The organism is Nonomuraea coxensis DSM 45129 (assembly GCF_019397265.1).
GTDB classification, from domain to species: domain Bacteria; phylum Actinomycetota; class Actinomycetes; order Streptosporangiales; family Streptosporangiaceae; genus Nonomuraea; species Nonomuraea coxensis.
Genome location: NZ_CP068985.1, coordinates 4,875,435 through 4,888,769 on the forward strand (window position 1 = coordinate 4,875,435; position 13,335 = coordinate 4,888,769).

The following is a 13,335-nucleotide window of genomic DNA, read 5'->3' on the forward strand; positions in this document are numbered from 1 at the left end:
GCAGTCCCTTCATGGCCATCAGCCGTTTCATCCGTGCCCCGAAGCTGAACGCCGCCAAGCTGGCGCTGAGCGGCGCCCTCGCCGTCTCCGCCCTGGGCGCCACCGCCGCCGTGACCGCGGCCGCCGACAGTGCTCCCGCGCGGCCCGCGGCCGCCGCCGCCGCCCAGCAGGGCGTCAGCAACCGCGACGCGCGCGTGAACGTCACCGCCCAGCAGGTCCTTGACCTCGCCCGCGCCCAGGTGGGCACGTCCGAGAACACCGCCGGCGGCGGCACCAAGTTCCAGCGCTGGTACGCCGACTCGGCCCGCGCCGGCGAGACCGTCGTGCGCGACGGCGGCAACAGGAACGCCTACCTGAACGCCCCCTGGTGCTCGATGTTCGTCTCCTGGGTCGGCGAGGAGAGCGGCGCCCGCTCGCAGGTCGGCTGGGACGCCTACACCGTCGCCCACGCCAAGTGGTTCGCCGCCAACGACCGCTGGGGCAGCGAGGCCAGGCCCGGCGCCGTCGTGTTCTTCTCCTGGAGCGGCAGCAAGAGCCTGAGCGCCATCGACCACGTCGGTTTCGTCGTCAAGGACAACGGCGACGGCACGATCTCCACGATCGAGGGCAACACGGGCAATGGCAAGGTCGAGGAGCGGGTCCGCCCGACCTCGCAGGTCGCCGGCTACGGCTACCCGAACTACGCCGCCTGACCCTCCTCGATCCTCGGGCTCACTCCTCGGGCGGCCAGTTGCGCAGCACGGAGTCGAGGGCGTCGAGGGTTCTCGCCCAGGACACGTCCGCCTCGCGCGCGGTGCGGCTGAAGCCGCCCTGCGTCTCCAGGCTGACGAAGCCGTGGAAGGTGCTGTGCAGCATGCGCACGGCGTCGGTCTGGGCGGGCTCGGGCAGGTCGTAGCCGCGCAGGATGGCCCGGGTCATCTCGGCGTGCCTGCGGGCGGCGCTGGCGTGGGCGGTCTCGTCGTCGAGTTGGATCTGCGCGGCGGCGTACCTGCCGGGGTGTTCCTTGGCGTAGCCGCGGTAGGCGTCGGCGAAGGCCACCAGGGCGTCCTTGCCGGCGCGGCCGGCGAGGGCGGCGGCGGCCCGCTCGGCGAGCTCGGCCAGCCCCAGGACGGCCACCCGTACGCGCAGCTCCTGGACGTCCCTGACGTGGGAGTACAGCGCGGCGGGCTTGACCCCGAAGCGGCGGGCGAGCGCCGAGACCGTCACGCCGACCTCGCCTGCTCCCTCTACCTGCGCGGCCGGAAGGAGGCCGCGGGCGGCGGCGTCGTGGACGAGTCCCTCACCCTGGACGACAAGCTCGCCCGCACCCGGCGAAACCTGGACGCCTTCCTGGACAAGGTGGCCGCGTGACCCCCGGTCAGCGCGCGCCCGTCCGGAAGGCGTCCGGAACGAGGCGCGGTAGGACTGCGGCGTGACGCCGGCCACGGCCTTGAACCGCTCGCGGAACGCCGTGGCCGATTTGTCGTTCTACGCGCCCGGCTGCGGGGGGCCGCCCCCGCCGGTCAGCCGCGCGCCGAAGGACCGGAGCGCGGCGCGGAAACGGGCCGGCTCCTCGACGGTGAAGGGGGCGTCCAGGAACGCGAGGCTGAGCAGCAGCCACTGCCAGGTGTCGAGCGCCAGCACGGCCCTGGTCCGCCGCTCCCCCAGTGCCTCCAGGTCGGCGTCCTGGTAGGCGAACGCGTCGGCGACGTCGGCCAGGGGCGCCTCGACGGTGAGGACGACGCGCTCGCGGTCCTTGCCGAGGCCCTGGCGCAGGTAGTCGAGCGCGGTGCCGGCGGGCAGGGGGCGGGGCTCGTACGTGCTGGTGGAGACGCGCAGGCCGGTGACGCGGTCGAGGCGGAAGACCCGCCAGTCGTCCTTGGCGGTGTCCCACGCGAGCAGGTACCAGCGCAGGTTGTGGTGCACGTGCCGGTAGGGCTCCGCCCGGCGGGAGGTGACCGCGCCGTCCTTGCCGGTGTAGTCGAAGGCGACGACGAGCCGGCGCTGGATCGCCTCGGCCAGCTCGGCCAGGACGTCGGCGCTGACGCTCGGAGCCCGCGTGGCGCTCGTCTCGAGGCTCGCCCGCAGGTGGGAGGCCCGGTGCCGCAGCCGCTTCGGCAGGTACTGGTCGACCTTGCCGTAGGCGCGGGTGGCGGCCTCGTCCACGCTGCCCCCGGCGGCGCGGCCCGTCGCGGCGAGGGTGGCGAGCCCGAGGAGGGTGGCGATCGCCTCGTCGTCGTCGAGCACGAGCGGCGGCAGCGCGCCGCCCGCGACGAGCCGGTAGTGGCCGCCGGGGCCGGGGCGGGTCCGCACCGGGTAGCCGTAGGCGCGCAGGCGGTCGACGTCGCGGCGCAGGGTGCGGGGGCTGACGTCGAGCCGGGCGACGAGCTCGTCGGCGGTGAACGCCCTTCCGGTCTGCAACGTGGCCAGCAGGGCGAGGATGCGCTGGGTGACGTCCGCCATGTCCCCCAGTCTTCCCCGGGACGCGGTCAGGATGTGGCCACATCTGTTCGTAGCGTCGTCCGCATGCCGAAGTTCATCCGCATCCGGGGCGCCCGGACCAACAACCTGAAGAGCCTGGACGTGGACATCCAGCGCGGCCGGCTGACCGTGTTCGTCGGGGTGTCGGGGTCGGGCAAGTCGTCGCTGGTGTTCGACACGATCGCCGCGGAGGCGGGACACCAGCTCAACGAGACGTTCCCGCCGTTCACCCGCAACCGGCTGCCCCGGTGGACCCGTCCCGAGACCGACGAGATCGGCGGGCTCTCCCCTGTCGTGCTGATCGACCAGCGCAGGATCGGCGGGAACGCCCGCTCCACGGTCGGCACCATCACCGACACCTGGACGTACCTGCGGCTGCTGTTCTCCCGGGCCGGCACTCCGCACGTGGGCGAGTCCAACCGGTTCTCCTTCAACGACCCCGCCGGCATGTGCCCGTCCTGCTCCGGGCTCGGCGAGATCGTCGTGAGCGCCGTCGAACGGTTCCTGGACCTGGACAGGTCCCTCGCCGAAGGGGCGATCCTGCTGCCGGGGTTCGGCAACGGCGGCTACTGGTACTCCCAGTACGCCGACATCGGCGCCTTCGACCCCGGCACCCCGCTCCGCGACTGGACGCCCGACGAGCGCGCGGCCCTGCTGTACGGCGGCGAGCACGCCGCCCGGCTCGGCACCCGGCCGCCGAAGGACTACGAGGGCGTGGTGGAGCGCTTCGAACGCATCTACCTGCACACCTCCGACGACCTGTCCGACCGCAAGCGGGAGACCATCGAGCGTTTCACCCGGTCGCAGACCTGCCCCGACTGCCATGGCGACCGCCTCAACGAGGCCGCCCGCGCCGTCACCGTCCTCGGCCGCACGATCGGCGAGCTGGCCCGCATGGAGATCACCGAGCTCGCCGGCCTGGTGGACGAGGTGCGGGACCCGGCCGTCGCGCCCGTCGTGGCGGCCCTCGGCGACAAGCTGCGCGCCATGATCACCATCGGGCTCGGCTACCTGCACCTCGGCCGCGCCACCCCCACGCTGTCCGGCGGGGAGTCGCAGCGCGTCAAGACCGTCAAGCACCTGGGCAGCAGCCTGGTCGAGATGCTGTACGTCTTCGACGAGCCCACCGTCGGGCTGCACCCGCACGACGTCGCCTCCATGACGGCCCTGCTGCGGCGGCTGCGCGACAAGGGCAACACCGTGCTGGTCGTCGAGCACGACCCCGCCGTCATGGCGATCGCCGACGAGATCGTCGAGATCGGCCCGGACGCGGGCGCCGGCGGCGGGCGGCTGGTGTTCCAGGGCTCCTTCGACGGGCTCCGGTCGGCCGGCACCGCCACCTCGGCGGCCCTGGCCGCCCGCACGCCGCTCACCACGGCGCCGCGCCCGCCCCAGGGCGTGATCACGGTGGCCGGCGCCACCCGCAACAACCTCAGGAACCTGACCGTGGACGTGCCGGCCGGGGTGCTCACCGCGCTGACCGGGGTCGCCGGCTCGGGCAAGTCCAGCCTCGCCGCCGAGCTGGGCGCCCAGCACTCGGCGATCGTCATCGACCAGCGGCCGGTCAGCGTCAACCGCCGCTCCACCCCCGTCACCTACACCGGCATCGCCGGGGCCGTGCGGAAACTGTTCGCCCGGCACAGCGGCCTGCCGGCCGGGATGTTCAGCGCCAACTCCGACGGCGCCTGCCCCGACTGCAAGGGGCTCGGCGTGATCTACACGGACCTCGCCTTCATGGACGGCCAGGAAAGCGTCTGCGAGACCTGCCACGGCCGGCGCTTCACCGAGGAGGTGCTCCGCCACCGGGTGAACGGCCTGTCCATCGCCGACCTCGACGACCTGACCATCGCCGACGCGCTCGACCGGCTGCCCGACCGGCGCATCCGCGACGGGCTGCGCCACCTCGACCGGGCCGGCCTCGGCTACCTGCGCCTCGGCCAGCCGCTGACCACGCTGTCCGGCGGCGAGTGCCAGCGGGTGAAGATCGCGCGGGAACTGCGCGAGGCAGCCGAGCCGGCGCTCTACGTCCTGGACGAGCCCACCACGGGCCTGCACCTGCGGGACATCGCCACCCTGCTCGGCGTCCTCGACCAGCTCGTCGGCGAGGGGCACACGGTGGTGGTGATCGAACACAACCTGGACGTCGTCCGGCACGCCGACTGGGTCATCGACCTCGGTCCCGGTCCTGGCCGGCACGGCGGCCGCGTCCTCTACCAGGGGCCGGTGGCCGGGCTCAAGGGCACGGCCACCGCCGCCGCCCTCCACGCGGACCGGTGACGGATCCTCCGGCAGGGCTACCTTCCGGGTCCGGTTTCGGGTCGAATGGTGAGGTGACCTCATGGCGAGCGCGTCTCCGGCGGGACCCGGCCCTGCTCGTCCTGGTTCTGCTCGCCGCCGCCGTGCTCGCCGTGGCCCTGTTCGCCGTGGTCGGGCTCGCCTGGACGGCCGGTCCCGCCGAGTGGCGGCCGGTGCTGGAGCGGCTGCCGGCCCACCTGGTGCCGCCCTACCCGGCGGAGGACCTGCCGCCGCTGGCGATGACCGTCCTCGCGGCGGCCGGCCTCCTGGCCGCCGCCGGCTGCCGGCTGCTCCGCCGTGGCGGCCTGCGGTCGCCCGGGCCTGAGGAATCCCTCGACGCCGGACGCGAGACGCTGCTGCGGCGGGTGAGCACCGGGGGCGTCGTCCTCGGGCTGCTGCTGGCCTCCGGCAGCCTGGTCTACGCCGACGCCCGGTCCATCGAGGCCGCGCCGGAGCGGCGGAGCGGCGGCGGCTACGCCGAGGCCGTACGGCGGCTCGGGTCGGAGAAGGCCGAGGTCCGCCTGGCCGCGATCCACACGCTGCGGCGCCTGGCGCATGAGTCGGAGCGGGACCGGGTGACGACCGCCGACGTCATGGCCGCGTACGTGCGTGAGCACGGCTCCGCGGCCCCGCCGGGGCGGGACGGGCGGCCGGCCGCCGACGTGCAGACGGCCCTGACGGTGCTCGGCAGCGTCTACGACGTCCCGGACGCCGGGCACGACTGGGTGTGCGGCTGCGACCTGGCGCGCGTCCGGGTGCCTGGCGCGGAGCTGAGCGGCCTGAACCTGGGCGTCGCCGTCCTGGCCCAGGCCGACCTGCGCGGGGCCCGGCTGAGCGGGACGAACCTGGACCACGCCGACCTGACCCGCGCCGACCTGCGGGGGGCGCTGCTGGACGGGGCGGATCTGCCGTACGCGGTGCTGTTCATGGCGGACCTCGGCGGGGCGGACCTGCGCGGCGCCGACCTGCGCGGCGCGGACCTGTTCCAGACGGACCTGGGCAAGGCCGCCCTGCGCCGGGCGGACCTGCGAGGGGTGGACCTGTTCGACGCGGACCTGCGCGGCGCCGACCTGCGCGGCGCGGACCTCACCGGGGCGAGCCTGAGCGGGGCCGACGTTCGCGCGGCGGACCTGCGTACGGCAATCCTGCGCGGCGCGGACCTGAAGAGGGCGAACCTCAAGGACGCGGACCTGACGGACGCGGACCTTTCCGGTGCGGACCTGAGCAGTGCGGACCTGACCGGGGCCGACCTGACCGGGGCCGACCTGACCGGGGCCGACCTGACCGGGGTCAGGATCGACGGCAGGACGAAGCTGCCCCCGGGGGCGCGGATCGGTGGCGCGGCCGGTCAGGAGGGGGCGGTCGGCACCCGGTAGCGCCGCTTCCGCTCGGTCACGTCGATCAGCCGCCCGCCGTTGGCCTCGATGACCCGCCGTGAGGCGACGTTCGACAGGTCGCACATCACCAGCGCCTCGCCGATGCCGAGCGCCCGCGCGATCGGCAGCGCCGCGCGCAGCATCGCCGTCGCGTGCCCCCGCCGGCGGGCGGCGGGCCGTACGTCGTAGCCGATGTGGCCGCCGAGCTCCGACAGCGCGGGCGTCAGCCGGTGGCGGACGGCGAGCCGGCCGAGGAAGCGGTCGCCGTCCACCCACCACAGCGTGGTCATCGGCACGAAGCCTTCCCGCACCCCCGCCGGGGTCCGTTCGCCGAGCACGCGGCCGACGTACGCCTCGAACGCGGCAGGCTCCACCAGCGCCGCCGCGTCCACGTCCTGCACGAACCACGGCACGGGGTAGTCGGGGTCGGCACGGAACTCGGCGATGGCGGCCAGGAACGACGTACGGAACCCGGAGTCCGGGTCTACGAAGCGGGCCATGCCCTCATCATGCCCGGCGGAGGGGGCGGCCGACGTCGTGGAGGTGGCGCAGGGCCTGGCTCCAGGAGGCGAACAGGCCGCACTCGGCGTACTCGACGCCCAGCGAGCGGCAGTAGTCGCGGACGATGGGCCGGGCCCGCCGCAGGTTCACCGACGGCATGCCGGGGAAGAGGTGGTGCTCGATCTGGTGGTTCAGTCCGCCGAGCGCGACGTCCAGGAGCAGGCCGCCGGTGACGTTCCTGGAGGTCAGGACCTGGCGGCGGAGGAAGTCCAGCTCGTCCTCCGCGGTCAGCACCGGCATGCCCTTGTGGTTGGGGGCGAACGTGCACCCCAGGTAGACGCCGTAGCACGCCTGGTGGACGAGCAGGAACACCAGCGCCTTGCCGGGCGGCAGGACCAGGAACAGCGCGCCCGCGTAGACCAGGACGTGCGCCACCAGCAGCAGCCCCTCCGCCGCCCGGTTCTTCAGCGAGGGACGGCGCAGCGCGCGGAAGCTGGACACCTTCAGGTTGATGCCTTCGAGGGTGAGCAGCGGGAAGAACAGCCACGCCTGCCACCGCCCGACAAACCGGGCCAGGCCGCGCGCCGTCTCGGCCTGCCCGCGCGACCAGATGAGGACGTCGGGCGCGACGTCGGGGTCGTGGTCCTCGTGGTTGGGGTTGGCGTGGTGGCGGGTGTGCTTGTCCATCCACCAGCCGTAGCTCAGCCCGACGGCCAGGTTGCCGACCAGCAGCCCCGCGATCCTGCCGGTGCGCCGCGAACGCGAGATCTGCCCGTGCGCGAGGTCGTGGGCCAGCAGCGTGACCTGGGCGAAGGCCACGGCGAGCAGCACCGCCACCGGGATCTGCCACCAGGAGTCGCCGACGACGGCGAACACCGCCCAGCTTCCCGCGAACAGGGCCGCGACCAGCCCGATCCGGAGGGCGTAGTAGCCGGGCCGCCGCTCCAGTAAGCCTGCCTCGGCGATCTGGCGCGACAGCCGGGCGAAGTCACTGCCCCGCTGCGGTCGGTCGAGATCCACAACACTCACGTCAGCCTCCGATGCCGGCGAAGTCGTTCTGATGATGATCGCTTGCCAGCATCGCGAGAACCAGGGGGTGCGCGGACCCAGGCTGTCACCCCTTCCTCAGGTAGGGCCAGCCCTACGCGCGCATGGGCCGCAATGCCATTCCTGAGCGCCGGGCCGTCCGAGGGCGAGGTAGATGATCAATGAGCACATCGTGAGAACGGCCCCTGCCGCCCACAGCGGGACCAGCGGACCGAACAGCCGCCGCAGCAGGCCGGCGAGCAGGACGCCGCACAGCAGCATGGCGATCATGAGCGCCCGTCGTGTCTGCGCGTCACGCCCGGACGGCCGGCCGAACAACCTGGTGAGCGTGGTCGTGACGTCACCCCCACCATGACGGCATGGATGGCGGTGCCCAGGAGCAGCAGACCGCGGTGCGTGATCCGGGAGAAGGCCAGCCGTCCGCCGAAGATCGCCCCCACCGCGTAGCTCGACAAGCGACAGCGCGGCGGGCAGCAGCTCGCCCAGTCCTGTCACGCCGAGCCCCAGGAAGATCAGGTTTCCCATCATGGCGGCGACGAAGACGTTGCCGAGGTCGAAGTAGCTGACGCTGCCGAGCATGCCGCTGCTGACAGTGATCAGCAGCAGCATCCTCGCCGGCGGTCCCTCGGATCGGCCCCGATCCCGCGGTTCCGTCCGGCTCAATCGATGCGCAGTTCCGTGTCGAGGCCCGCGACTTCCCCTGCGGCGGCCGGTCGCATCTTCAACAGCCTGTCGACGATCTTCCCGAGGATGAAGGTGACCACGAAGCAGTAGCAGGAGACCGCGATGATCGCGACGATCTGCTTGCCGAGCAGCGCGCCCGAGCCTCCGTAGAACAGGCCGGCGGTCGAGCTGCCGAACCGGCCGGTGGCGAAGAATCCCAGGGCGGCGATCCCGACCATGCCGCCCACGGCGTGGATGCCGACCACGTCGAGAGTGTCGTCGTAGCCGGCGACCGTCTTGATCTCCACCGCGTAGGTGCAGGCGATGGCGACGACGACGCCGATGACCAGGGCGCCGAACAGGTTGACGAACCCGCACGACGGGGTGATGGCGACCAGGCCGGCGACGGCGCCGGTCGCCCCGCCCAGGCGGGAGAAGCGTCCGTAGCGCAGCCGCTCGACGATCATCCAGGTGAGCATGGCCGCGCAGCCGCACATCATGGTGTTGGCCACGGCATTCGCCGCGAGCAGGCCGTCGGTCAGCGCCGAGCCGCCGTTGAACCCGAACCAGCCGAACCACAGCAGCCCGAGTCCGAGCAGCACGAACGGTACGTTCTTCGGCTCCGGTGGCCCCTCCTTGCGGAAGCCGAGGCTGGGTCCGAGCGCGATCGCGAGGGCCAGGCCCGCGATGCCGCTGTTGATCTCGACGACCAGGCCGCCAGCGAAGTCGAGGACTCCCCACCTCTTGATCCAGCCGCCGTCGGAGAAGACCCAGTGCGCGATCGGCAGGTAGACCAGGGTCACCCATGCCACGCCGAAGACCATCCACGGCCCGATCCGCACGCGGTTGGCGACGGCTCCGCTGATCAGCGCGACCGTGATGATGGCGAAGGTGAGCTGGAAGAGCGAGTAGACGAAGAGCGGGATCTGCCCGTGCAGCAGCCTGGCGATGGCGCCGAAGAACTGCCAGTCGCCCCATCCGAGCAGACCCACCCCGCCGAGGTCGGGGCCGAAGGCCACCCCGTAGCCGTAGACGAACCAGACAATGCTCACCACGGGAATGGAGACGATGCTCATGTAGAGGACGCTGATCAGATTCTTGGCCCGCGCCATGCCGCCATAGAAGAATGCGAGTCCGGGCGTCATGAGCAGGACCATGGCGAAACTGACGAGCATCCATGCGGAATCGCCGGTGTTCAGGCCATGCGGCATTTCCGCACCTCCGTGTCGTTTGGCGTACCTTGGAGATGCGCATTCGATGTGTTCGCGAAACCTGTCCTTCACCGCCCGGGGCGAAGCCGTTTCGTGACGCGGGCCTTGTGTGCGCGATGAATATCCAAGGAGACATTCAGTTTGTCGTGCGGGACGACTCCCGACGTTCTGCGGCATGTGCGCCCGGGGCCAATGTTCGGGAAATGCTGACAGATCAGGTAAAGATCTACCGATCGGCCAGGTCCGCGCCCTCCCCGGCGAGAGGATGGCCCGTCTCCCGCAGCCGCCATTTCCCGCCGTTCCACGACAACCAGGTTTGCGACAGCGGCGGGACGTCGAGGTTCCAGAAGGCCGTCGCCGGCGCGCAGAGGACGCGCAGCACCACCGCCCTGATCACCGCGGGATGAGTGATCACCGCGACCCTGCCGGGCTCGTGCGGCCATGCGTCCATCCATCCGGCGACCCGTTCCAGCATCCCGTTGATCGTCTCGCCGCCGTGCGGGGACGCCCCCGGGTCGGTCAGCCAGGCCAGAAGGCCCGCGGGATCCTCGGCCTGGACCTGTTCCAGGCTTCTGCCCCGCCAGCTCCCGACGTCCAGGTCGCGCAGTTCCTCGCCGGCGCCGGCCGTCAATCCCAGCGCGGCGCAGGTCTCCTCGCACCGGGTCTCCGGGCCGCGTAACGCCTGCCGGATCCGGCGCAGCCTCCCGCGGGCGGCCTCCGCGGATGAGCGTCCGGAAGGCGTCAGCGACTCGTCGGCGGCGAAACCCGCCCCATGGGTGGCGGAGGTGGGCGCGTGCGCGATGAGGACAAGTCTCTCGGTCACCGGACTCGGGCCTCCCAGGCGCCGGATTTGGTCCCTTCAGCCGCGGCGCCCGCCCGCCGGGCGAGGGCGTCGCGGTGGCTGGATCTCGTACAGGGTGAGGATTTCCGGTACCGGCGCGGTTCCCGGACCTCCCTGGGACGCCCAGTGGCCGATGGCGTCGACGACCGTGTCGTCCAGGACGAAACCCAGCCAGGCGGGTCTCGCCCCTCTGCGCCGAGCCGAGGGGCGGGGCCGGACGACGACCACGTTGGAATATGAGCACACGCCCAGACAATCGTCACTGATGCGCACCTTGACTTCTTCGATCAGCCGCAGGCGTCCCAGCTGATCCTGCTGGGAGACATCAGGATGCTTTCCCGGGCTGCCGCAGCAGCATCCTTTACAGAGAATCACTGTGCATCGTTCTTCTGCGCGTGCCGCTATTTGACCGGAAGGCCGTTGGTCGATCACCAGTCTTTAATGCCCGGAAGACGCTTTACAATACGTCAAAATCTTGTTACCATCGCGATGTCGAATCATCGAGAAGAAGGATGGACGACATGTGCCACACACCTGACTGCAAACACGCGGCGGTCCCTGTCGAAGCATCCGAGACCGACATCGTCTCCGAACCGGTCGAGTCGAAGGAGAATCCGGCTCCGCAGCCCGGCTGAATCCGAGGCGAACGAAAAGGGAGGGCAGACCTTTTCCCGGTCTGCCCTCCCTTTTCGTTGCGCTCAGGCGTCCGAGGGCTTCGCATGAATCTCCGGAGCGCGTTCTCGCCGGGCCCCGGCGACGTCCCGTTCGGTGAGCGCTCCGAACCCGAGCCCCAGGGTGAGCCATATGACGGCCTGGGTGGCGAGCGAGGCGATCCTGAAGTCCCACAGGACATCGGGCGGGAAACCGGGTTCTGTGACGGTTCCTCCCGGCAGAACCACGTAGGCGATGCCCACCAGGGCGACGAACACCCCGCCGCCGAGCAGGGAGGCGTTCCATCCGCCGTGTCGCGGAGTCAGGCGCCGGCCGGTCTGGACGGCGGTGACGGCGGCGAATATCCCGATGACGATGGTCAGGAAATACAGCAGGCTTCGCTGCTGAATCGTGTCGGGATCACCTACGGCAGGTGGATTGGGCGGATATTTCAGGAAAGGGACCAGTGAAATGACGACGAAGCCAGCGGAAGCCACCATCATCGAGGTCGTACGGACGGTCATTCGTCCGATTCTGTGATGGGCGAGCGCGAACGCGATGGCGAACAGTCCGCCGACGGCGACGCCGACGGCGGCCAGGGCGACCGCGAGGCCGGCGGTCTGCTGGGCCAGCCTCGAAACGACCTCGGCTGCGTGCTCGTGTATCCCGCCGGCGGCGTGAGATCGCTGGTCCTCAAAGGCGATCGCGTCCCCGAGCGGGCCCTCGCCGAGAAACCAGGCGCACACGTACGCGAATACGGCCGAGGCCAGTCCGACGAGCATGCCCCGGATCAGCAGGACGCGCATCATCTACGGCATCCTCCGTCAATGGCAGGGGAATCCGAGCAGGTGACGGCCGTCGTGCGTGAACTCGTGGATGAAACTGCCCCCGAAGAGGGAGGTCGCCCCCTGTTCGACGCCCACGAAATAGAACAGGAGCATGCCGATGACGAGTGCGAACACCGCCCACGGCAAGATCTCCCGCAGCGGTATTTGAACGGGTAGTGAAGCGGAACGAACGGGCGGGGCCTGCGCCATGACTTACCCTCCTTCGTATGTTACATACAAAAAGTAAAAGGGATTTTCTGGCGCTGTCAATGGAACGGGAGGTTAGACACAGCTCACGGAGGTCGCTCCGTGAGGTCACTGCCCGTACACGCCGGGAGCGAAGCGACCACCCGAGAACAGCCCCGGGCCGGCCGGCTCGACGCCGGCCGGCCCGGGGCTGTGGTCAGATCGCCGATCACTCCTCTTCGAGGCGCGTTCGCACACTGCCCATCTTCTCGCGCAACGCCTGCTCGGTGAACAGGCCGCGGTCCATCAACGTGTGGGCGACGGTCAGCACCGACCTGGTCTGGACGGGAAAGCGCCGGTAGATGGACTCTCCCAGCCGGTCCTCCGCGTGGCGCCGCTCCAGGTTGTCGAGCACGCCTGCCTTCGACAGGCACTCGCAGGTGGTCTGCATCCGGGACTCCCAGACCTCCGGCTCGTGCTCGATGCAGCGCAGAGTGGTGTCGGTCCGCTCGCCGATGTCGTCCAGCGTCTCCATGAGGACCGCGTACGGACGGGCCTGCTCGCTCATCCGGCGGTCACCTCACCTGTTCCGCGAGCGAACCGGCGTCCGAGGTGCGGTCGGCCCTGGGCAGGGCGACCCCGATCATGGTGTCCCTGGTGACGATCCGGGCGAGCTGCTCCTCGCTCCACCCCTCGGTGCCCTCGGGGCGCATCGGCATGACCATGAACCGTGACTTCTGGTTCGAGTCGTGCACCCGCACCTCGACGTCCGCCGGCAGGTGCAGGCCGAACTCGGCGAGCACCTCGCGCGGGCGGCGGACCATGCGGCGCCGGTAGCTCGGCGTGCGGTACCAGTCGGGGGACATGCCCAGAACGGGCCGCGGGTAGCAGGAGCACAGCGTGCAGACGATCACGTTGTGCACCTGCGGGGTGTTTTCGAGGACGTAGAAGAAGGTGTAGTCGCTCGGCGTGCCCACCCCCGTGGGCTGCAGCCAGTCGATCCCTACCTCCTTGCACGCCTCGGTGCCGTTCTCCAGCAGGCGCTGTTTGAAGGCCGGGTCCGACCACGCCTTCGCGACGAGCTTCGAGCCGCCGTGCGGGCCCACGCCCTCGGCCCACTCGGCGAACCTGCGGTGGTCCTCGGCCGAGAAGATGCCCTTCTCGATGGCCAGTTCGCGGACCGCGAGCTCGAGGATCTCGAACTCGCTCACCTTCGAGGAGACCTCGAAGGCGTTGTGTCCATCGTGATGACCGTCACCGTGGTGCTTAGCCATTTA

Annotated in this window: 15 protein-coding genes; 4 read left to right on the plus strand and 11 right to left on the minus strand. The window is 70.9% G+C overall.

The window, feature by feature from the left end; translation table 11 throughout:
* Positions 1–11 precede the first annotated feature (11 nt).
* On the plus strand, positions 12–692 hold the full coding sequence (locus Nocox_RS22930) for a CHAP domain-containing protein (RefSeq protein WP_020540467.1): 681 nt from the start codon (positions 12–14) through the stop codon (positions 690–692).
* A 19-nt stretch (positions 693–711) separates the two neighbouring features.
* Here Nocox_RS22930 and Nocox_RS22935 read toward each other — a convergent pair whose 3' ends face one another.
* The gene (locus Nocox_RS22935) at positions 712–1,206 is read right to left on the minus strand and encodes a TetR-like C-terminal domain-containing protein (protein ID WP_020540466.1); all 495 of its coding nucleotides are present in this window, start codon (positions 1,204–1,206) and stop codon (positions 712–714) included.
* Here Nocox_RS22935 and Nocox_RS22940 point away from each other — a divergent pair.
* The gene (locus Nocox_RS22940; RefSeq protein WP_219495666.1) at positions 1,147–1,350 is read left to right on the plus strand and encodes an FBP domain-containing protein; all 204 of its coding nucleotides are present in this window, start codon (positions 1,147–1,149) and stop codon (positions 1,348–1,350) included. The genes Nocox_RS22935 and Nocox_RS22940 overlap by 60 nt on opposite strands.
* Positions 1,351–1,467: 117 nt before the next feature.
* On the opposite strand, the gene Nocox_RS22945 is transcribed toward Nocox_RS22940, so the two are convergent.
* Complete coding sequence (locus Nocox_RS22945; protein WP_020540465.1) at positions 1,468–2,442, minus strand: helix-turn-helix transcriptional regulator; 975 nt, start codon at positions 2,440–2,442, stop codon at positions 1,468–1,470.
* Positions 2,443–2,505: 63 nt separating this feature from the next.
* Between Nocox_RS22945 and Nocox_RS22950 the strand changes: the two genes are divergently transcribed.
* Positions 2,506–4,737 (plus strand): ATP-binding cassette domain-containing protein, encoded by a 2,232-nt coding sequence (locus Nocox_RS22950; protein ID WP_020540464.1) that lies wholly within the window; start codon positions 2,506–2,508, stop codon positions 4,735–4,737.
* Between the two features lie 53 nt (positions 4,738–4,790).
* Positions 4,791–6,131, plus strand: coding sequence for a pentapeptide repeat-containing protein (locus Nocox_RS22955; RefSeq protein ID WP_020540463.1), 1,341 nt, complete (start codon positions 4,791–4,793; stop codon positions 6,129–6,131).
* Here Nocox_RS22955 and Nocox_RS22960 read toward each other — a convergent pair.
* From Nocox_RS22960 to scnC, 9 genes are all read right to left on the minus strand, one after another.
* Positions 6,104–6,631: a GNAT family N-acetyltransferase gene (locus Nocox_RS22960; protein ID WP_020540462.1), complete on the minus strand. Its 528-nt coding sequence runs from the start codon at positions 6,629–6,631 to the stop codon at positions 6,104–6,106. The two genes, Nocox_RS22955 and Nocox_RS22960, sit on opposite strands and share 28 nt — an antisense overlap.
* Positions 6,632–6,638: 7 nt before the next feature.
* Entirely contained in the window at positions 6,639–7,652 is a 1,014-nt protein-coding gene (locus tag Nocox_RS22965; RefSeq protein ID WP_020540461.1) for a fatty acid desaturase family protein, read from the minus strand.
* Between the two features lie 105 nt (positions 7,653–7,757).
* Positions 7,758–8,288 carry a DUF1275 family protein gene (locus Nocox_RS22970; RefSeq protein WP_026213781.1) on the minus strand — a complete coding sequence of 177 codons (531 nt, stop codon included), beginning with the start codon at positions 8,286–8,288 and terminating at the stop codon, positions 7,758–7,760.
* A 50-nt stretch (positions 8,289–8,338) separates the two neighbouring features.
* Positions 8,339–9,553 carry an ammonium transporter gene (locus tag Nocox_RS22975; protein ID WP_020540460.1) on the minus strand — a complete coding sequence of 405 codons (1,215 nt, stop codon included), beginning with the start codon at positions 9,551–9,553 and terminating at the stop codon, positions 8,339–8,341.
* Positions 9,554–9,779: 226 nt separating this feature from the next.
* Complete coding sequence (locus tag Nocox_RS22980; RefSeq protein ID WP_020540459.1) at positions 9,780–10,376, minus strand: histidine phosphatase family protein; 597 nt, start codon at positions 10,374–10,376, stop codon at positions 9,780–9,782.
* Between the two features lie 716 nt (positions 10,377–11,092).
* On the minus strand, positions 11,093–11,854 hold the full coding sequence (locus Nocox_RS22985; RefSeq protein ID WP_020540458.1) for a CbtA family protein: 762 nt from the start codon (positions 11,852–11,854) through the stop codon (positions 11,093–11,095).
* A 15-nt stretch (positions 11,855–11,869) separates the two neighbouring features.
* Positions 11,870–12,082 carry a CbtB domain-containing protein gene (locus tag Nocox_RS22990; protein ID WP_020540457.1) on the minus strand — a complete coding sequence of 71 codons (213 nt, stop codon included), beginning with the start codon at positions 12,080–12,082 and terminating at the stop codon, positions 11,870–11,872.
* Between the two features lie 205 nt (positions 12,083–12,287).
* Positions 12,288–12,626, minus strand: coding sequence for a hypothetical protein (locus Nocox_RS22995; RefSeq protein WP_020540456.1), 339 nt, complete (start codon positions 12,624–12,626; stop codon positions 12,288–12,290).
* A 7-nt stretch (positions 12,627–12,633) separates the two neighbouring features.
* A complete protein-coding gene (gene scnC / locus Nocox_RS23000) occupies positions 12,634–13,332 on the minus strand; it encodes a thiocyanate hydrolase subunit gamma (RefSeq protein WP_026213780.1) in 699 nt (232 codons plus the stop codon).
* Positions 13,333–13,335 lie beyond the last annotated feature (3 nt).